The sequence below is a fragment of the Streptococcus gallinaceus genome (assembly GCF_024170225.1).
GTDB classification, from domain to species: Bacteria; Bacillota; Bacilli; order Lactobacillales; family Streptococcaceae; genus Streptococcus; species Streptococcus gallinaceus.
Genome location: NZ_JALJXU010000002.1, coordinates 161,192 through 180,161 on the forward strand (window position 1 = coordinate 161,192; position 18,970 = coordinate 180,161).

General features: G+C 39.0%; 15 protein-coding genes, 1 pseudogene, 1 CRISPR repeat array and 1 riboswitch. Of the genes and pseudogenes, 10 read left to right on the plus strand and 6 right to left on the minus strand.

The annotated features are described in order from the left end of the window. Positions 1 to 176: 176 nt before the first annotated feature. From cas9 to csn2, 4 genes are read left to right on the plus strand one after another with little or no spacing between them, the layout of a single operon-like run. Entirely contained in the window at positions 177 to 4,259 is a 4,083-nt protein-coding gene (gene cas9 / locus J2T50_RS03275; RefSeq protein WP_253363659.1) for a type II CRISPR RNA-guided endonuclease Cas9, read from the plus strand. Next, positions 4,241 to 5,107 carry a type II CRISPR-associated endonuclease Cas1 gene (gene cas1, locus J2T50_RS03280; protein WP_253363671.1) on the plus strand — a complete coding sequence of 289 codons (867 nt, stop codon included), beginning with the start codon at positions 4,241 to 4,243 and terminating at the stop codon, positions 5,105 to 5,107. Before cas9 ends, cas1 begins: the two co-directional genes overlap by 19 nt. Next, positions 5,104 to 5,445, plus strand: a complete 342-nt coding sequence (gene cas2 / locus J2T50_RS03285) for a CRISPR-associated endonuclease Cas2 (protein ID WP_253363674.1) — start codon at positions 5,104 to 5,106, stop codon at positions 5,443 to 5,445. Before cas1 ends, cas2 begins: the two co-directional genes overlap by 4 nt. Then, positions 5,435 to 6,097 carry a type II-A CRISPR-associated protein Csn2 gene (gene csn2, locus J2T50_RS03290; RefSeq protein ID WP_253363676.1) on the plus strand — a complete coding sequence of 221 codons (663 nt, stop codon included), beginning with the start codon at positions 5,435 to 5,437 and terminating at the stop codon, positions 6,095 to 6,097. Before cas2 ends, csn2 begins: the two co-directional genes overlap by 11 nt. 102 nt (positions 6,098 to 6,199) lie before the next feature. Beyond that, a CRISPR array of direct repeats spans positions 6,200 to 6,566; the repeat unit is 37 nt; unit sequence AGTTTTAGAGCTGTGTTGTTTCGAATGGTTCCAAAAC. Between the two features lie 125 nt (positions 6,567 to 6,691). Here the strand turns inward: csn2 and J2T50_RS03295 are convergent. Both J2T50_RS03295 and lysS read right to left on the minus strand, forming a co-directional pair. Next, a pseudogene (locus tag J2T50_RS03295) lies at positions 6,692 to 7,462 on the minus strand (DNA/RNA helicase domain-containing protein); the annotation flags it as partial. Positions 7,463 to 7,729: 267 nt separating this feature from the next. Continuing rightward, a complete protein-coding gene (lysS, locus tag J2T50_RS03300; RefSeq protein WP_253363678.1) occupies positions 7,730 to 9,220 on the minus strand; it encodes a lysine--tRNA ligase in 1,491 nt (496 codons plus the stop codon). Positions 9,221 to 9,372: 152 nt separating this feature from the next. Between lysS and J2T50_RS03305 the strand changes: the two genes are divergently transcribed. Further along, positions 9,373 to 10,272 (plus strand): HAD family hydrolase, encoded by a 900-nt coding sequence (locus tag J2T50_RS03305; protein ID WP_253363680.1) that lies wholly within the window; start codon positions 9,373 to 9,375, stop codon positions 10,270 to 10,272. A 13-nt stretch (positions 10,273 to 10,285) separates the two neighbouring features. After that, positions 10,286 to 10,822 carry an NAD-dependent epimerase/dehydratase family protein gene (locus tag J2T50_RS03310; protein ID WP_253363682.1) on the plus strand — a complete coding sequence of 179 codons (537 nt, stop codon included), beginning with the start codon at positions 10,286 to 10,288 and terminating at the stop codon, positions 10,820 to 10,822. Between the two features lie 74 nt (positions 10,823 to 10,896). On the opposite strand, the gene J2T50_RS03315 is transcribed toward J2T50_RS03310, so the two are convergent. The 4 genes from J2T50_RS03315 to J2T50_RS03330 all read right to left on the minus strand — a co-directional run bounded on the left by J2T50_RS03315 (position 10,897) and on the right by J2T50_RS03330 (position 13,862). Further along, positions 10,897 to 11,382, minus strand: coding sequence for an aminoacyl-tRNA deacylase (locus J2T50_RS03315; RefSeq protein WP_253363684.1), 486 nt, complete (start codon positions 11,380 to 11,382; stop codon positions 10,897 to 10,899). Further along, positions 11,379 to 12,221 carry a DUF368 domain-containing protein gene (locus tag J2T50_RS03320; protein ID WP_253363686.1) on the minus strand — a complete coding sequence of 281 codons (843 nt, stop codon included), beginning with the start codon at positions 12,219 to 12,221 and terminating at the stop codon, positions 11,379 to 11,381. Before J2T50_RS03320 ends, J2T50_RS03315 begins: the two co-directional genes overlap by 4 nt. A 55-nt stretch (positions 12,222 to 12,276) precedes the next feature. After that, the gene (gene thiT / locus J2T50_RS03325; protein WP_253363688.1) at positions 12,277 to 12,831 is read right to left on the minus strand and encodes an energy-coupled thiamine transporter ThiT; all 555 of its coding nucleotides are present in this window, start codon (positions 12,829 to 12,831) and stop codon (positions 12,277 to 12,279) included. A 55-nt stretch (positions 12,832 to 12,886) separates the two neighbouring features. Beyond that, positions 12,887 to 12,985: riboswitch (TPP riboswitch) on the minus strand. A 19-nt stretch (positions 12,986 to 13,004) separates the two neighbouring features. Then, entirely contained in the window at positions 13,005 to 13,862 is an 858-nt protein-coding gene (locus J2T50_RS03330; RefSeq protein WP_253363690.1) for a glycoside hydrolase family 25 protein, read from the minus strand. Between the two features lie 130 nt (positions 13,863 to 13,992). On the opposite strand from J2T50_RS03330, the gene J2T50_RS03335 reads away from it, so the two are divergent. The 4 genes from J2T50_RS03335 (at position 13,993) to ppc (ending at position 18,897) form a co-directional block, all read left to right on the plus strand. Continuing rightward, a complete protein-coding gene (locus tag J2T50_RS03335; RefSeq protein WP_253363692.1) occupies positions 13,993 to 14,505 on the plus strand; it encodes a hypothetical protein in 513 nt (170 codons plus the stop codon). Beyond that, positions 14,477 to 14,854: a DUF4430 domain-containing protein gene (locus J2T50_RS03340; RefSeq protein ID WP_253363694.1), complete on the plus strand. Its 378-nt coding sequence runs from the start codon at positions 14,477 to 14,479 to the stop codon at positions 14,852 to 14,854. The genes J2T50_RS03335 and J2T50_RS03340 overlap by 29 nt, the downstream gene beginning before the upstream one ends. A gap of 101 nt (positions 14,855 to 14,955) precedes the next feature. Beyond that, the gene (gene ftsW / locus J2T50_RS03345) at positions 14,956 to 16,170 is read left to right on the plus strand and encodes a cell division peptidoglycan polymerase FtsW (protein ID WP_253363696.1); all 1,215 of its coding nucleotides are present in this window, start codon (positions 14,956 to 14,958) and stop codon (positions 16,168 to 16,170) included. A 30-nt stretch (positions 16,171 to 16,200) separates the two neighbouring features. Continuing rightward, entirely contained in the window at positions 16,201 to 18,897 is a 2,697-nt protein-coding gene (gene ppc / locus J2T50_RS03350) for a phosphoenolpyruvate carboxylase (protein ID WP_253363698.1), read from the plus strand. Positions 18,898 to 18,970 lie beyond the last annotated feature (73 nt).

Below are 18,970 nucleotides of genomic sequence, written 5' to 3' on the forward strand. Positions count from 1 at the left end.
AAGTTTTATTTTAACTAAATTAAAAAGAAAAACTATAAATTAAATTTATAAAAAGAATGATTTTATTAGTACTTTTTTATAAAAAGTAGCAAAAACCTATTTCAAAACGCTTCTATATGAGGTATACTAATGTTGTCTATATTTTAGAGTTAAATTTTACATAAAAGGAGAAAAATATGAAGAAACCATATTCTATCGGCCTTGATATTGGCACTAATAGTGTTGGATACTGCGCGATTGATGATGATTACCAAGTCATCACTAAAAAAATGCGCGTAATGGGAAATACAAGTCGTCAGTATGCGAAAAAGTCAATTCTAGGAGCCTTACTATTTTCAGAAGGAAATACTGCAGAAGATAGAAGATTGAATCGTACGACAAGACGTCGATATAACCGGCGTCGCCAGCGTTTACTTTACTTGCAAGAAATTTTTCAAGAGGAAATGAGTCAAGTAGATGAGAACTTTTTTCACCGTTTAGATGAAAGTTTTCTTCAACAGGAGGATAAGTCGTTTTCTAGATATACGATTTTTGGAACGTTGGAGGAAGAAAAGGAATATTATGATAAATATCCAACCATTTATCATCTTCGTCGTGATTTGGCTGATAAAGGTGAGAAGGGTGACTTGCGTCTGATTTATTTGGCGTTAGCTCATATCTTAAAATCCAGAGGTCATTTTTTACAAGACGGAGATATTGACCTTGATAATATTGGTGTTCAAGAGAAATTTCAAGAGTTTTTAGGAGCATATAATTCCGTTTTTGGTCAGGAAATCAAAGTAAATAGTCATGAAGTCGAAGATATATTAACAGGTCTTACAAGTAAATCACGTAAAATAGAGGCGATTCTTGATTTAATTCCAACAGAAAGTTCAACAGGAATATTGGCACAATTTTTGAAACTTATTGTAGGAAATCAAGGAGACTTTAAAAAAGTCTATGATTTAGAAGATAAAGTACCACTGAGTTTTTCAAAAGAAACTTACGAAGAAGACTTAGATAAATTACTTTTACTTATCAATGATGAGACACAACGAGTTCTTTTTGATCTTGCCAAATCCGTTTATGATGCCGTGCTACTGTCGGGTATTTTAACTGTTAAAGACAAGTCAACTAAGGCTCCGTTATCATCATCAATGGTACAAAGGTATGACGACCACCAACAAGATCTCAAAAATTTGAAACTATTTTTCAAGAATTATTTATCAAATGAGTATTATTCTATGTTCAAAGACAAATCTGTTAAGGGGTATGCTGGTTACATAGAGGGACTTTATAAAAAAGATAAAAGCGGAAAATTTATTGCAACCTCAAAACCTGTCTCACAAGAAGAATTTTATAAATATACTCGAAGTGTTATTGGGAATATTCCGGAAGCTAAAGTATTTTTAGATAAAATAGACAAGGAAGTCTTTTTGTTAAAACAACGTAGTTTTGAAAATGGTACTATTCCCCATGAAGTCCATTTGAAAGAATTGCGCGCGATTATTAAGCGACAAGGGCAGTTCTATCCGTTCTTATTGGATAATTTGGCCAAAATCGAAAGTATTTTAACATTCCGTATCCCTTATTATGTAGGTCCTTTGGCGCGTGGAAATAGTGATTTTGCTTGGATTGAGCGTAAATCAGACGACAAAATCAGACCTTGGAATTTTGGACAATTAGTTGATTTAAGTGCATCGGCTACGGCCTTCATTGAGCGTATGACTGTTAATGATACTTATCTTCCTGAAAAGAAAGTGTTACCAAAACGTAGTTTGATTTATCAAGAATTTACGATTTTTAATGAACTGACGAAAGTACGTTATACAGCCGAGGGGATGTCCAGTTATGAGTTTCTAACAGGAAGTCAAAAAGGGAATATTTTTAACTCTCTTTTTAAAGAAAAACGTTCAGTATCAGCCAAGGATATAAAAAATTATTTAATTAAAGAAAATGGTTATGTAGGGGTAGAATTAGAAGGAATTGAGGAAAAATTTAATGCCAATTATTCTACCTACCATGATTTGAAGAAAGTTCTAGAAGAATTTTTGGATGATGAAACTAATCGAGAGATTATCGAAGATATTATCCACACGTTAACTATTTTTGAAGATCGGAAAATGATTGAGCAAAAATTGGTCGGATACAGTAATCTATTAACTGAAAAGCAGATTTCAGAATTAGCTCGTAAGAAATATACTGGCTGGGGACGTTTTTCACGTGATTTGATTGATGGAATTAAAGATAGGCAGTCAGGGAAAACTATTTTAGATTTTCTAAAGGATGATGGTTTTAGCAACAGAAATTTTATGCAGCTGATCAATGATGATAGTCTAGATTTTAAAGATATTATCAAAAAATCTCAGGTCATTAAAGATAGTTCAACTAATCGAGCTATCGTAAAGGATATTCCAGGAAGTCCGAAGATAAAAAAAGGTATTTTACAAAGTTTGGATATCGTAGATGAGATTGTCAAAGTAATGGGATATAAACCAAAACAGATTGTTGTTGAAATGGCTCGTGAAAATCAAGATTCTCAATACGGACGTGATCAATCACGTCAACGTTTGAAGAAGATTGGCGATGGTCTAGAACAGTTATCAAGTGATTTGTTAATAGAGAAACCTATCAAAGATAATAAGCTTCTTCAAAAGGAAAAACTTTTCCTCTACTACCTCCAAGATGGAAAAGATATGTATACTGGGAAACCATTAGATAGCAATCCAGAGAGTCTCGCTACTTATGACATTGATCATATTGTCCCACAAAGTTTTTTGAAAGACAATTCAATTGATAATAAGGTTCTGACTAGAGCAAAAGAAAACAGGAAAAAACTAGACGATGTCCCATCGCAAGAAGTTGTCGATAAACAGTATGCTTGGTGGCTTCAGCTAAAAAAAGCTGGTCTTATTAGTGAGCGAAAATTTTCTTATCTAACTAAGGGGGAATTAACAGAGCAAGATAAGGCAGGATTTATCAATCGTCAATTGGTAGAGACGCGTCAGATTACAAAGCATGTTGCTCATATTTTGGATGAAAAATTCAATGTAACTAAACAAGGTGAGCATACTCGAGATGTGGAAATTGTCACATTGAAGTCTGTTTTTGCTAATCGTTTTAGAAATGAGTTTAAATTACGAAAAATTCGTGGTCTGAATGATTTTCATCATGCCCACGATGCCTATTTGAATGCTGTTGTGGCTAAGGCGGTTCTAACTGTCTATCCTAAGCTGAAAAAAGAGCTTGTTTATGGCGATTATTATCATGAGAGTATTTTTGATAAAAAGCGTTTGTCAGCAACAGAACGTCTTTATATGTACAATAATATTTTGAAGTTTTTCACGAAGGACTATAAAGTTTCTGATGAAACTGGTGAAATTCTTTGGAAGAAAGAAGATGTTGTCAAAGTTGTAGAAGATGTCCTTTACCATAAACCCGTGACTATTGTTCGGAAAACGGAAACGAATCACGGTGCTTTATTTAAGTCGTCTAATAAGGCGGTTGGCTATAATAATAATTTGATTCCTCGAAAAACAAAAGAAATATACCTAGATGTCACCAAGTACGGCGGATTCATTGAACCAAGTGAAGCTTATACAGTAGCTATATTGACTTGTGGAACAAAGGGTAAGTTGAAGAATAAACCGCAATGGTTATTACGAGGCATTTCGCAACTTGAACAAAAAGATTTTGAAAAAAATCAAAAGGCTTTCCTTGAGGAAAATGGCTATTCCAATTTCAAAAAAGTACTCAAATTACCGAAATACAGCTTGTTTGAGTTTGAAAATGGTCGTAGACGATATTTGGCTTCTTCGGGAGAACTACAAAAAGGCAATCAAGTAACACTTCCAAAGCATTTAGTAGAATTCCTTTATCAATTACAAGATTATGGAGATGTGGTGAATGATCGGGCGAAAGACTATGCTATTGAAGAACATATGGGTGATTTTGAAGAATTGCTAAGTATTTTTGATAAATATAACACAGAGTATATCAAAGCAGACAGTAATTTTTCAAAAATTAAATCGCTATTTGAAGAAAGTGAAGAACGAGACCCCGCTAAACTTTCGGAATCGTTTATCAATTTGTTGAATTTCACGCAAATGCGAGCTTCTAGTGATTTTACATTTTTGGGAACAAATATTGGTAGAAAACGTTATAGTTCTCCTAATGAAATTTTATCCGCTACGCTCATCCACCAATCTATCACCGGTCTCTACGAAACACGTATTGATTTAAGTAAATTAGGAGAGGAATTATGGGATGGCGAACAGTAGTTGTTAATACACATTCAAAATTGTCCTATAAGAATAATCACTTGATATTTAAAGATGCCTTTCAGACAGAGATGATTCATCTGTCTGAAGTGGACATCTTGTTGTTGGAAACTACAGATATTGTATTGTCAACCATGTTGATTAAAAGACTTGTTGACGAGAATATTCTGGTTATTTTTTGTGATGATAAACGTTTGCCGACGGCAATGTTGAGTCCATTTTATGGGCGCCATGACTCTAGTTTGCAGTTATCTCGTCAAATTTCCTGGGAGGATGATTTAAAAGCAACAGTTTGGACAGAAATTATTGCGCAAAAAATTTTGAATCAGAGTTTCTTTTTAGCTGAACATCATTTTTATGAAAAATCGCAATCAATAATGGATCTGTATCATGGCTTAGAGACATTTGATCCAAGTAATCGCGAAGGTCATTCAGCGCGGATTTACTTTAATACTTTGTTTGGCAATGATTTTTCCAGAGAGCAGGACAATATCATCAATGCAGGATTGGACTATGGTTATACGTTGTTGTTAAGCATGTTTGCGCGTGAATTGGTGGTTTGTGGTTGTATGACGCAATTTGGTTTGAAACATTCAAATCAATTCAATCAATTTAATTTTGCTAGTGATATTATGGAGCCGTTTCGTCCGATTATTGATAAGATTGTGTATGCTAATCGCAAAGCAAATTTTATTAAAATCAAGCGGGAATTATTATCTATATTTTCTGAAACGTATCTTTACAACGATAAAGAAATGTATCTTTCTAATATTGTCAGTGATTATACAAAGAAGGTAGTCAAGGCACTTAATAATGAAGGGAAGGGAGTTCCTGAGTTTAGGATATGAGCTATCGATATATGCGAATGATTTTAATGTTTGATATGCCAACTGATACGGCAGATGAACGTAAAGCTTATCGTAAATTCCGTAAATTTTTGCTGAGTGAAGGTTTTATTATGCATCAATTTTCAATTTACAGTAAATTATTATTGAACAACTCAGCCAATAAAGCCATGGTGGACCGTCTGCAGGAAAACAATCCTAAAAAAGGAAGTATTACCCTACTGACGGTTACTGAAAAGCAATTTGCCAGAATGGTGTACTTGCATGGGGATCACAACACTAGTATTGCAAATTCAGATAGTCGTTTGGTATTTTTGGGAGAGGCTTACGATGAAGATTAATTTTTCTATTTTGGATGAGCCTATAGAGCTAAATTCTGGGACGATTCTTGCTATAGAAGATGTAACAGTATTTTCATATTTAGTAAGACAGTTATACAATTATTCTGAGGATGGTGAACTTAAGCTATTTGATAAGAAGCTACATTCACTTAAAGAATCAGAATTAATGATTGTTACGGATATTCTAGGTTATGACGTTAATGCACCAACGATATTGAAATTGATTCATGCTGACTTAGAAGATCAATTAAATGAGAAGCCAGAAGTGAAATCAATGGTTGAGAAATTAGCCGCAACTATCACTGAATTGATTGCATTTGAGTGTTTGGAAAATGAGCTAGATTTAGAATATGATGAAATTACGATCTTAGAGTTAATCAAAGCTCTGGGTGTCAAGATTGAAACGCAGAGCGACACTATTTTTGAGAAGTGTTTAGAAATTATTCAAGTCTATTATTATTTGAGCAAAAAGCGACTGTTAATTTTTGTAAATGCGGGTGCATATTTGACCGAAGATGAAATGGAGAAATTATTGGAATATAGTTGCTTAACGAGTCAAACTGTTTTGTTTTTAGAGCCAAGAAAACTCTATGATTTTCCACAATATATTTTGGACGAAGATTTCTTTTTAAACACCGAAAATATGGTATAATAGAGTTAGAAAACACAGCAATATCAAGGAACATTCGATACTGAAGTCTGGCTGAGACGAGTAGCGCGATTACGAAATCTTGTGAGAAAAAATGGTCCACGAGGTTTTAGAGCTGTGTTGTTTCGAATGGTTCCAAAACTATGCCTGAAATCAAAGTAACATTCGCAGAGTTTTAGAGCTGTGTTGTTTCGAATGGTTCCAAAACTAATACCGATGAAGAAACGTAATGCTTATAGTTTTAGAGCTGTGTTGTTTCGAATGGTTCCAAAACGATAACAGGGTAAGAGCTATCCTTCTCCCAGTTTTAGAGCTGTGTTGTTTCGAATGGTTCCAAAACCTGTATCGTGTATTGCCTTATAGCTAGCTCGTTTTAGAGCTGTGTTGTTTCGAATGGTTCCAAAACACGACAACGCTTGGGTCTATGGCGATGCTCGTTTTAGAGCTGTGTTATTTCGAATGGTTCCAAAACATCGATATTTTTATCTTTTAATACAAAGTCATAGGAGTTTGTATTATTCAAACAAAAAAAGCTTTGTAACTTCTTAGAGAATTTCTCTATTAGAAGCTATAAAGCTTTTTAATTTTTTAGCATAACTATTTTATTTGCAATGCAGCTTGTAATTCAGGATCAACAGCATAGATATACAATCCATTGACCCCTCGGGTTAGTAGCACATTTAATTCATTTTTGAGTAATAGTTCTCCAAAGTTTTTCTTAGTCACATCAGCCATTGTACGATTGCTAGTTGCATTTTTATTTTTACTATTTTCAGGGTAGAATATGATTTTTCCGTCTCTGTATTGTACAGATGGTTCGATGATAACAGCAGCGTAGTTTAAGTCAAAACCTTGGATTGTAAATGTAGATTCAATTTCATCAATTGTTTGTGATTGTTCTGCCCATGAGAGATGATTTTTACCTCGATTTTTGGGCAGTTGTAGATTCCAGGGCAAAGAGAACTCTCCAATTGTAACATTTCAATATTCACTTTCTACTGGTTTAGTATTTCGATACTCCCAGTCAAATGTTGCTAGGATACGAGAGATACCATTGTCCTCATTTGTAGCTTTTTCTTTAATAATTTTATGCATGGCAGTTGGATTATCAGAAATCTTGATATCATATTTACTATCTTCTGGAATAGCTCCAATAACTCCTTCGTCAATAATCCTACGAATCCAGCGAATAGTATCCTCGTTTGCATTGATTCGCATTTGATTTTCCAAATGGATATAATTATTATTTTGAATTGCGTTGAGACGAAGTGTAGAAAGCTCATCTTCTTCCCAAACTTGTTCTGTTAATAGCGTTTGATTGGGATCATAAACAGCAACCACAACACGTGCATTGGCCAATAAATCTTTTGACATATAGATGAAGTTCATATTGTCTCTCAAGATAAGGGTGCATGACAGCTCATTTTATTATGTGAATTCTTAATAGATTATACCGTTAGGCTAGTTTCAACTACTACTAAGCCCAGAATCTTCTTTCTGATAACAAAACATATAAGCTCGAAACAAAAAATGAACTTGTTCCCTCCTTTCAAAAGAAGAAGCGATCAAGTTCGTTTTCATTTTTTTAGTCTGATACCTTATCAAACGCTACTCGCAAACCGTTTAAAGTGATATTTACTTCATCGTTGGGAACAACAAGACATCACGAATGGTTGTTGTGTCTGTGAGGAGCATGCAGAGGCGGTCGATACCGATACCGAGTCCGCCTGTTGGTGGCATACCGTATTCGAGGGCTTCTACGTAGTCGTAATCGATGCCAGTTGCTTCGTCGTCACCCAGTTCTTTTGCGGCTGCTTGCGCTTCGAAACGAGACAATTGGTCGATTGGGTCGTTCAACTCAGTAAAGGCGTTGGCGTACTCTTTGGTCATGATAAAGAGTTCGAAACGGTCTGTAAAGCGAGCGTCGTCATCGTTTTTCTTAGCTAGTGGTGACACTTCAACAGGGTGTCCAAAGACAAATGTTGGTTGAATCAATGTTTCTTCGACGAATTCTTCAAAGAAGGCATTGATGATGTGGCCGACAGTTGTGAAGTGTTTTTCAAGTGGGACATGTTTTTCTTGCGCCAAGGCTTGCGCTTCTTCGACGGTCATTTCTTTCCAGAAGTCAACACCAGTTGTTTCCTTGATAGCGTCTACCATGTGCACGCGTTTGAATGGTTCGTTGATCCGAATTTCAGTGCCTTGGTAGTTGACAGGTCCGTCACCAATGACAGATTTGGCTGCGTGTTGGATAATTCCCTCAGTCAAGTCCATGATGTCTTGGTAGTCAGCGTAGGCTTGGTAGGCTTCGATAGAAGTAAATTCAGGGTTGTGAGTCGCATCCATACCTTCGTTACGGAAGATTCGTCCGATTTCGTAGACGCGTTCCATACCACCTACGATGAGGCGTTTCAAGTGCAATTCAGTCGCGATACGAAGGACCATGTCAATGTTTTGTGCATTGTGGTGAGTGATAAATGGACGGGCAGAAGCACCACCAGCTTCATTGTGGAGCACAGGTGTTTCCACTTCCAAGAAACCATTGCTGTCCATGTAACGACGGATTTCAGAGATGATTTTTGAACGTGTCACAAAACGGTTAAAGCTTTCACGGTTTGAAATCAAGTCCAAATGGCGTTTGCGGTAGATGGTTTCAACGTCTGTCAAACCGTGGAATTTTTCTGGTAGAGGACGAAGTGCTTTTGACAAGTGAGTGAGTTTGGTTGCCTTGATCGACAATTCACCCATATCTGTACGCATCACTTCCCCTTCGACACCGATAAAGTCGCCGAGGTCAGCTTTTTTAAAAATTTCGTAGTTTTCTTCACCGACAGAATCTTTCCGAACGTAGAGCTGGATTTGGCCTTCGCGGTCTTGCAAGTGAGCGAATCCGACCTTACCTTTGCCACGTTTTGTCATGAGACGACCAGCAATGACAGCTGTTTCGTTCAAGTCGTATAGTTCTTCTTTTAATTTATCAGCGTATTTATCTTTTAATTCTTGAGAATTGGCAGTGCGTTCGAAACGTTTACCGAATGGATCAATTCCTTGTTCAGCCAAGGCCGTCATTTTTTCACGACGGACAATCTGTTGGTCATTTAATTCTTCCATATGTTCGTTGGACATATTTCCCTCCAAATAGTTTTCCCTAAAAAGGCATATATTTAATCTATTGTACCATAAAAACCTAGAAAAAACACGACTTTCCAGCCTAGTTTGAATTCTAGATGAAAAAAGGGTATAATCGTGAACGGAATAAAAGAAAAAGAAAGGTCACCATGATTACTTCAATTGTTTTTGACGTTGATGATACGATCTATGATCAGCAAGCTCCCTATCGCAAGGCAATCGAACGTTGCTTCCCTGATTTTGATATGAGCCAAATCAATCAAAATTATATCCGTTTCCGCCACTATTCAGACACAGGATTTCCAAAAGTTATCGCAGGTGAATGGACAGTGGAATATTTCCGCTTTTGGCGCTGCCGTGAGACGCTTCGAGAGTTCGGCTATACTGAAATTGATGAAGAAACAGGTCGTAAGTTTCAAGAAATCTATGAGTACGAGTTAGAACGTATCACGATGCTAGATGAGATGCGGATGACTTTGGATTTTTTGAAATCAAAAAATGTGCCGATGGGTGTTATCACAAATGGACCAACCGAGCACCAGTTGAAAAAGGTGAGAAAGCTTGGTTTGTATGATTATATTGAGCCGCAATGCGTGATTGTCAGTCAGGCTACCGGTTTTCAAAAGCCAGAAAAAGAGATTTTCAATCTTGCTGCAGAGCAGTTTGAGATGAATCCTGAGACGACCTTGTATGTGGGGGATTCCTATGACAATGATGTGATGGGAGCCGTCAATGGTGGCTGGCGTGCCCTTTGGTTTAATCACAGGGGACGAAGTATCAAGCCCGGAACTAAGCCGGTTTATGACTTGGAAATTGATAGTTTTGAGCAGTTGTTTGGTGCTGTAAAAGTGCTGTTTGATTTGCCAGGGCATAAGTTTATTTTTGATACAAATGACAAGAAAAATCCGATCTTAGAAATGGGAATCAACAACGGTCTTATGATGGCTGCAGAGCGCTTGTTAGGAAGTGGATTGCCTGTAGAAAAGGTGGTCTATCTATTGAAACTTTCTCCAGATCAGGCTAAGATTCTTCGTGCAAAATATGAATAGAAAGTAGAAGCAGATGAAAGTTCTTGTGCTAGGTGGCAGTGGATTTGTAGGAAAGGAATTCCTGAGGCAGGCCTTGGAGCGTGGTCACGAATTGACCTACCTATCTCGCAATCCTGGACAAGGTCAGCTGTTTGAAAGCCCGCGTATCAAGCATCTTCTAGGAGATATCTTAGAAGTTGAAACATTGAAGACGAGTGAACAGTTTGATGTGGTGGTTCAGTTGATAGGAGCAATTGACCCTCGAAAATTGCATGCGGCTAATGTTGTCGCCATGGAAAAAGCAGTCTGGCTCTGTCAAAAATGGTCGGTGCAGAAAATGATTTACCTGTCCGCAAATGTTGGCTATCCGTCGTATGTCAAGAGTAAGCAGACAGCTGAAAATTTGCTCTTAGCAAGTCCTGTGATCTCCGTTATATTGCGCTCAGGATTGATTTATGGCGAAGAGAGACCGGCCACGTTGTGGCAAGCTAGATTGCTTTCCAGCATGAAAAAGATACCGATTGCTTCTTACTTTGCGAAAAAGTTCCAGCTTTCCCACTTGAAATGGTAGCAGCTCAACTTCTCCAAGCCATAGAAAACGACGTCTATCCTCTTCTAGAAAATATAAAAAATGCTTGAGAATTCTCAAGCATTTTCAATTTCGCGGATATCTGCAAATTCAGCACCTACAAATTCAGCTAAAGTCTGACTATCGATGCGAATTGACCGCCCCAACTCCCCTGCAGAGACAATCATTTGTCCCTTTTCCAGCGCGATTTGATCGATGAAAATAGGGAAATTGTGTTTTTGTCGAATGCCCACAGGATTGTTGGCCCCGTGCACATAGCCCGTTGTTTTTTCAAGATCTTTTTGGGGAATCATACTGACTTTTTTATTTCCAGAAATCTTAGCCAGCTTTTTCTCCGAAAGATGCTCGGTGATGGGCAGGATTCCAATCAGAGGTCCAGTCTTATCACCGATTAGAGCCAGTGTTTTAAAAATATCTTCTTTCGCGATGTCTTCAGGTAGATTTCCTTCTAGGGCATTTAAGCTGAGACTATCGTGTTGAATGTTAGCCTTGTCCAAGATTTGGTCAACCAATGTTTTTTTCAGCTTTGTTTTCTTGCTCATTTGTATTTTTCCTCAAGTTTGCTCATCCAAAGTCCAAGCCAGACACCCAAACCACAGAAAATCAAGGCTAATAGCCAAGTTCCAATACCAACCCCTGCATAAGAAATGGATTCTTTATTTCCAGCATTTGGGATAAGGATGAGTAAGGTACTAGAAGAAACAATCCCGATGATAAAGTGGTAGACCCGTGAATGATAGTTTTGCAACGCATAGTCCATGGCCTTTGAAAATGCCAAGATAGCTAGAACTCCACCGATGGCGATAGGAAGAAATGTGCCCATCAAGTCAAGATTTTTAAAACCAGTCAACATAGGTGTGTAAATCCCCAAAATCAAGAGTAGGTTTGACGGACTTAGTCCTGGCACCAAGACACCAAGTGCAATGAGAGCACCTGCAAGGACAAAACTAGCAAAGTTAGCTGGAAGTGTACCTACCAAGTCATTCAAGAAGTAGAGAAGCAATCCTGAAATGACAAATGTACCGATAACCCATGCCCAATCTGCCTGATTGCGAGGAGATTTTTGAGTTGATTCCTTTAAGAGACTTGGAATGGTCCCGATGATAGCCCCTGCAAACCCCCATAAAACGATCACTTGATAGTGTTGGAGTAGGTATTCAACTGGAAAAGAAAAGAGAGCAATTCCCAAGATACCACCAATCCCAATTGGGATAAAGAAGAGAACATTTTCGACAAAATCCTTACGAATATGTGCCAAAAATCCAATCATACGCTCGTAAATTCCTAAAATAGCGGCCAGCACCCCACCAGAAACGCCTGGAAGAATGAAACCAAGTGCGATAATCATCCCTTTAATGATTCTTGCAATCCAAGAAACCATGAAAACCTCCAAATAAAAATGTGATACTTCATTGTACCACACTTTTTTAGAATGACTATTTACGAGGTAAGAAGAGATGTGGCTGGGTAGGAATCAATATTCCCAGCGCGAGTAGGACAAATGCCAAAGTAAAGCCACCCGCAGTTCCATTCACAATGAAAGAGTAGAGATAAGGCGACATATCGCCAGCGTAGCTTGCCCAGAAGATGACTCCGGCAACAAAATGAATCACATAGCGGATAAATACTGTCAGACTAGCAGCACCAAGAGCAGTCAATAGAGCCTTTTTGGTCTGTTGAGACTTTAACTGCCCTTTAAAATAATCTGAAAAGTAGCCGGCAATTCCCATAGTTGTAAAAGCAACAATGTACTCCAGGAAAACTTGCGAGAGAGACAAGTAGTAGACACGACCAAGTGCAAAATGGAGCAAGCCCCAAATTAACCCAGCGGTTAGACCGTACTTGCTTCCTCGGCGTAGGGCAAATAAAATCAGCGGAACCGCACCAAACGAAGGGGTAAACCAGCTAGCAAAGTCCGGTATGAGGGATAGAGCCATTGCCACTGCGGCGATGAGGGCTGTTTCAACAAGTGCATTTAAATTTTTTGACATAAAAAACTCCTTTGTCGATAGGCAAAGGAGTGGGTGGTCGTGAGTTATCCAGACAGGGTCTGTTAAGCACAATTCCTACGCTAGTGTGAACTAGATCAGGTTCGAGGATTTCGTAGTACTACGATCTCAGCCAGAGGCACTCCTTTGTGTTATGTAATTGGTTTCATTATAGCTTAATCTGCAGGAACTGTAAAGAGTTTTTTATAAACTTCGTTTGGATCTTTCAGTGTCGTGAGCAGATTTAAGTCAAGAGAATGCGGGAATCCATTGATGTAGCCTGCAGATGTGTATTGGTGCAAATCATAGTCTAAATCTGTATTTGGAGCGGCATTGTAGTAGCCAGAGTCCGTCCCATAGGTTGGAATCCAGACAGAATCAAATTTCTCAGTTGAAATAGAATGTTCTTCCATGAAGTAGGTACCGATATAGATACCAATATTTTTTGCGCCGAGTTTTTTCAATTCTTGTCGGAAAGTCTCAACGCCGGCATTCATATCGTCCATCGTTTTTTCTTCAACGTCTAGCCAATAGAAGGTTGGTTTGTATTTTGAAGCAGCATTATAGAAGGAAGCGGCTTCTTTTTTCATGGCTTTTTCATCTTTGCCGGTCACATAAGCATAGACAGCGATAGGGATGTTTCGTTTCTGAAATTCTTCAATGTGGGTTTTATAGGATTTATCCAAACCATTTTGGTCAGAAGCGTTGTTGTCCTTTTTGGTATGTGAGCCACTTTGAATCCGGACAATGGCACCCGAAATATTTTTAGAAACGACATCGTAGTCCATATCAGATGGTAATTGCCAGCCTGATACGTCAATGATGGGCTTCATAGATAGGGCATCTTCGATGTAGTAGCTAGATGACGTGCTGGTCGTTGACGAAGAACTCACGGTACTAATTGAAGTAGTACTGCTTACTTGTCGATTTTTTACTTGTTTTTGTTGGTTAGCCATTCCTCTTGTTGTTAGGATCATTGCGACAAACAAAAGAAAGAAGGCGATTACAAAAAATGGTTTGATTTTCTTTCTCATCTCATACATTTTACCGTAAATCAATGAAAAAATCAAAAAACTAAACTAAAATGGGGACAAAATTGAAACTTGACAGAGACAAGGGAATAGTCTACTCTTAAAAGGAACGATAAAAAATAAAGGAGTTTACATGTCCACCAAAAGAATGAGCCAGATAGCGGTCTTATCCGCACTAGCCATTGCCCTTCGATTTGCATTTGGTGCTTTTCCCAATGTCAAGCCGATTACAGCTATTTTTCTGGTTAGTTTACTCTATCTTCCTTTGGTAGATTGCCTCTTGATTATGGCCTTGACCATGATTGGTAGCGGCATTTACTTTGGCTTTTCCATTGTTGTCGCTTGGCAGGTGCTGAGTTTTGCACTTATTATGCTTTTTTGGCGCCTAATTGTATTGCCTTTGACCAAGGGTTTGTCTTGGGGAGTTTCGCTTCAGAGTGGGCTATCAGGTGTTATGGCTTTCGCTTATGGGTTTATCATCAGTATTCCAACAGCTGCGCAGTTTGGGGCCAAATTGTGGGTTTACTGGTTAAATGGTCTAACTTTTGATGGCTTACATGCTGTTTCAACCATTATTTTTTATCCGCTTATTTATCAATTATTTAGGAGACTTTATCATGAAAAGAATGTATTTACTCGCACTTAGCTTGCTATTGCCCTTGTTTTTAATTGCCTGCCAACCTCAAAAGGCGGCTGAAAAAGTAAGTGAGAAAACCTACACAGCTACTCTGACGGTTGAATTTTCAGCTGATAAGACAGACAGCCAGACTGTTGAATTCAAGAAAGGTGATAAGGTGGCTAACATCTTGAAAAAAAGCCACAAAATCGAGCTGAAATCAGGGATGGTGACATCGATTGACGGTGTGAACCAAGACCAAGCAACATCTACTTATTGGATGTATGATGTAAATGGTGAGATGGCACCAAAAGGTGTCGAGGAGCAAGTTGCCAAAGACGGTGACAAGATTAAATTTTATCTTCAAACTTATAAGTAAACAAGGAGGTCACATTGGCCTCTTTTTATGATAGAAAGTTCAGACTTTTCTGAAAGAATATGGTATAATATGGCAATATTAAAACGGAATGAGGAGGGGAAATGAAGATTGACAAACGGCATTTGCTGAACTACTCTATCCTGGTCCCTTATTTGATTTTATCGGTGATCGGGCTGATTATGGTTTATTCAACCACCAGTTCTTTGCAAATAAAAGATGGTGGAAATCCCTTTAAATTGGTGATTAGTCAGGCGGCATTTTGGCTGATTAGTTTAGTTGCAATTTGGTTGATTTATCGGATGCGCCTTAGTTTTTTGCGACGAGGCGGTTTGATTGGAGTGGTTGTGCTGATTGACTGGTTTTTGCTGGTTATCTCCCATTTCTTTGATGCGGTCAATGGAGCCCATGGTTGGATTCGTTTGGGACCGATTGGATTTCAGCCCGCCGAATACTTGAAGTTGATTATTATCTGGTTTTTAGCGCATAAGTTCGCGCGTATCCAAGGCGATGTTCGTATCTATGACTATCAAGCCTTAACAAAAGGGCGTTGGTATCCTGAGAAGTTCAATGACTGGCGCGTGATTAGTTTGCTTTCACTTGGTTTGGTTGCAAGTTTGCCCGACTTGGGGAATGCGACGATTATTGCCTTGATTATCATGGTGATGATAACGGTTAGTGGTATTGGCCATCGCTGGTTTTCTGCGGGGCTAATGGCCCTCATTGCAGGCTCCTTTACCGTACTGACCTCCATTCGGATTATCGGTGTGGAGACAGTGGCTAGAGTACCATTTGTCGGCTATATCGCCAAACGATTTTCCGCCTTCTTCAATCCATTTGAGGATTTAACGGATGCGGGACATCAGCTGGCCAATTCCTATTACGCTATGAGTAATGGCGGCTGGTTTGGCCTTGGTTTGGGAAATTCCATCGAGAAAAACGGCTACCTTCCAGAAGCACATACGGACTTCGCCTTTGCCATTACCATTGAGGAGTTGGGATTGATTGGGGCTAGTTTGATTCTAGGTCTGCTCTTCTTCTTGATTCTACGGATTATTGTAGTGGGTATTCGTGCACGCAATCCATTCAATTCGATGATGGCGCTTGGCGTCGCTGCCATGCTGCTGATTCAAACCTTTGTCAATGTCGGAGGAATTTCAGGCTTGATTCCTGCGACGGGGGTTACCTTCCCATTCCTGTCACAAGGTGGGAATAGTTTGTTGATTATTTCGGTTGGTATCGGTTTTGTACTCAACATTGATGCCAATGAAAAACGTGAATTGATTCATGAGGAAATCGAACGCACTCTAGTGCAATAGGCTTATTTAGGGCTAGAAAAGGGGATATAGATGTCTATTCAAAAATTAGAGAACTTGAACAACAAAGAAACCATCATGGAAGAAGTCATCATTTTGACCAACACCCTACGAGATGTGGCGCGTCAGATGATTTCACCCGAAACATTTGACAAGATTGTCGAGTTGGCAGCCTTGTCCACTCATGATAATTACCAGCACCTGCTTCAGATTATCGGTGAATTAACCAATGATGAACTGGCCGTTATTTCTCGCTATTTTGCAGTCTTACCGCTTTTAATCAATATCTCAGAAGATGTTGACTTAGCCTATGAAATCAATTTGCAAAACAACCTCGGCAATGATTATCTTGGAAAATTGTCCACAACGATTGACCTAGTTGCTGATCGAGAAGATGCCGCAGAAATCTTGGAGCATTTGACGGTTGTACCGGTCTTGACAGCCCATCCAACTCAAGTGCAACGCCAATCTATGCTGGATTTGACAAAAAGAATTCATGAGCTCTTGCGCCGTTACCGCGATGTCAAATTGGGTCTTTTGAATAAAAACAAGTGGGAAGATGAACTCCGTTCGTACATTGAAATCATCATGCAGACAGAGATGATTCGTGAGAAGAAACTCAAAGTAACCAATGAAATCACCAATGTGATGGAGTATTACAATTCTTCCTTTATCAAAGCTGTCACAAAATTGCAGACCGAATACAAACGGTTGGCTGCTGAAAAAGGGATTGAATTGAAGAACCCGCATCCAATTTCAATGGGAATGTGGATTGGTGGAGACCGCGACGGAAACCCATTCGTAACGGCAGAAACCTTGAAATTATCTGCTTTGACACAGGCAGAAGTCATCATGAATTACTATGATGAAAAACTCTTCCAGCTTTATCGGACTTTTTCGCTCTCGACAACTATTGTGACGGTCAGCGAAGAAGTACAAGCCTTGGCTGCTTTGTCAGAAGATACGTCTGTTTACCGTGAACATGAGCCCTATCGCCGTGCCTTCCATTATATCCAGATGAAATTGCGCAATACCCGCGACTATCTCATCCATGATGTAAAAAATGAGGTACGCTATGCCAATGTCAAAGAATTCCAAGCTGACCTCCTCGCAATCAAAGTCTCTTTAGAAGAAAATAAATCTAAAGGCTTGATTCAAGGTGATTTTACAGAATTGCTAGAGGCAGTCGAAGCATTTGGTTTCTATCTGGCAACCATCGATATGCGCCAAGATTCAAGTATCCATGAAGCAAGTGTGGCAGAATTGCTAGCATCGGCGCGTGTCGTTGAGGATTACAGTAGTTTGTCAGAGGATGAAAAATGTGCCGTCTTGTTGCGTGAATTAACAGAAGACCCACGTATTCTATCTGCAACTCATGTCGAAAAATCAGAACAGCTCCAAAAAGAATTGGCTATTTTCCAAGCAGCTCGAGAATTAAAAGACAAGTTGGGAGAAGAAGTCATCAAACAGCACATCATTTCACATTCAGAGAGTGTATCTGATATGCTGGAATTGGCAGTCCTTCTCAAAGAAGTCGGACTCGTAGACAGCGAACGTGCCCGTGTACAGATTGTTCCCCTTTTTGAAACAATCGAAGACTTGGATAACTCATCAGCTATCATGCGCTATTACCTTGACCTCGATATTGCGCAAAAATGGATTAAGGGCAATGATTCTTACCAAGAAATCATGTTGGGTTACTCAGACTCAAACAAGGACGGCGGTTACTTGTCATCAGGGTGGACGCTCTACAAGGCACAAAATGAATTGACTCAAATTGGCCAAAAACACGGTATCAAAATTACCTTCTTCCACGGTCGTGGTGGTACAGTTGGCCGTGGTGGTGGCCCATCTTATGATGCCATTACTTCACAGCCATTTGGCTCCATCAAAGACCATATCCGCTTGACAGAGCAAGGGGAAGTGATTGGGAATAAATACGGAAACAAGGACGCTGCCTACTACAATCTGGAAATGCTTGTATCAGCGACGCTTGACCGTATGGTGACGCAGTTGATTACCAATCCGGATGATTTGGAAGACTACCGCGACATCATGAATGGCATTGTCGATGATAGCTATGTCATCTACCGTGATTTGGTTTTTGGAAATCCACATTTCTATGATTATTTCTTTGCAGCTAGTCCGATTCGTGAGGTTTCGAGCCTCAATATCGGTTCACGTCCAGCTGCTCGTAAGACCATTACTGAAATCGGTGGACTGCGTGCCATTCCATGGGTATTCTCTTGGTCACAAAACCGGATTATGCTACCAGGTTGGTATGGGGTTGGTTCAAGTTTCAAACGCTATATTGATAAAGCACCAGAAAATCTTGCTAAACTCCAAAAAATGTATCAAAACTGGCCATTCTTCCGTTCCCTATTGTCAAACGTAGACATGGTCTTGTCGAAGTCCAATATGAACATCGCCTTTGAATACGCAAAAATGTGTGAAGACGAAGAAGTCCGCGAAGTATTCTATACTATCTTGGATGAGTGGCAATTAACCAAGAATATCATTCTTGAAATCGAGCAAAATGAAGAATTACTAGCAGAACTCCCATCCTTGAAAGCAAGTTTGGAATACCGTCTGCCTTACTTCAACGTTCTCAACTATATCCAAATTGAACTCATCAATCGTCTCCGTCATGGGCAATTGAGTGCAGACCAAGAAAATCTGATTCATATTACCATCAACGGTATTGCAACTGGTTTGCGTAATTCTGGTTGATTGAATTGTCCTGCTACTCGTGAGCAGGACTTTTTTGTACTTGTAAAAAGTCAGTGAATTATGATACACTTTT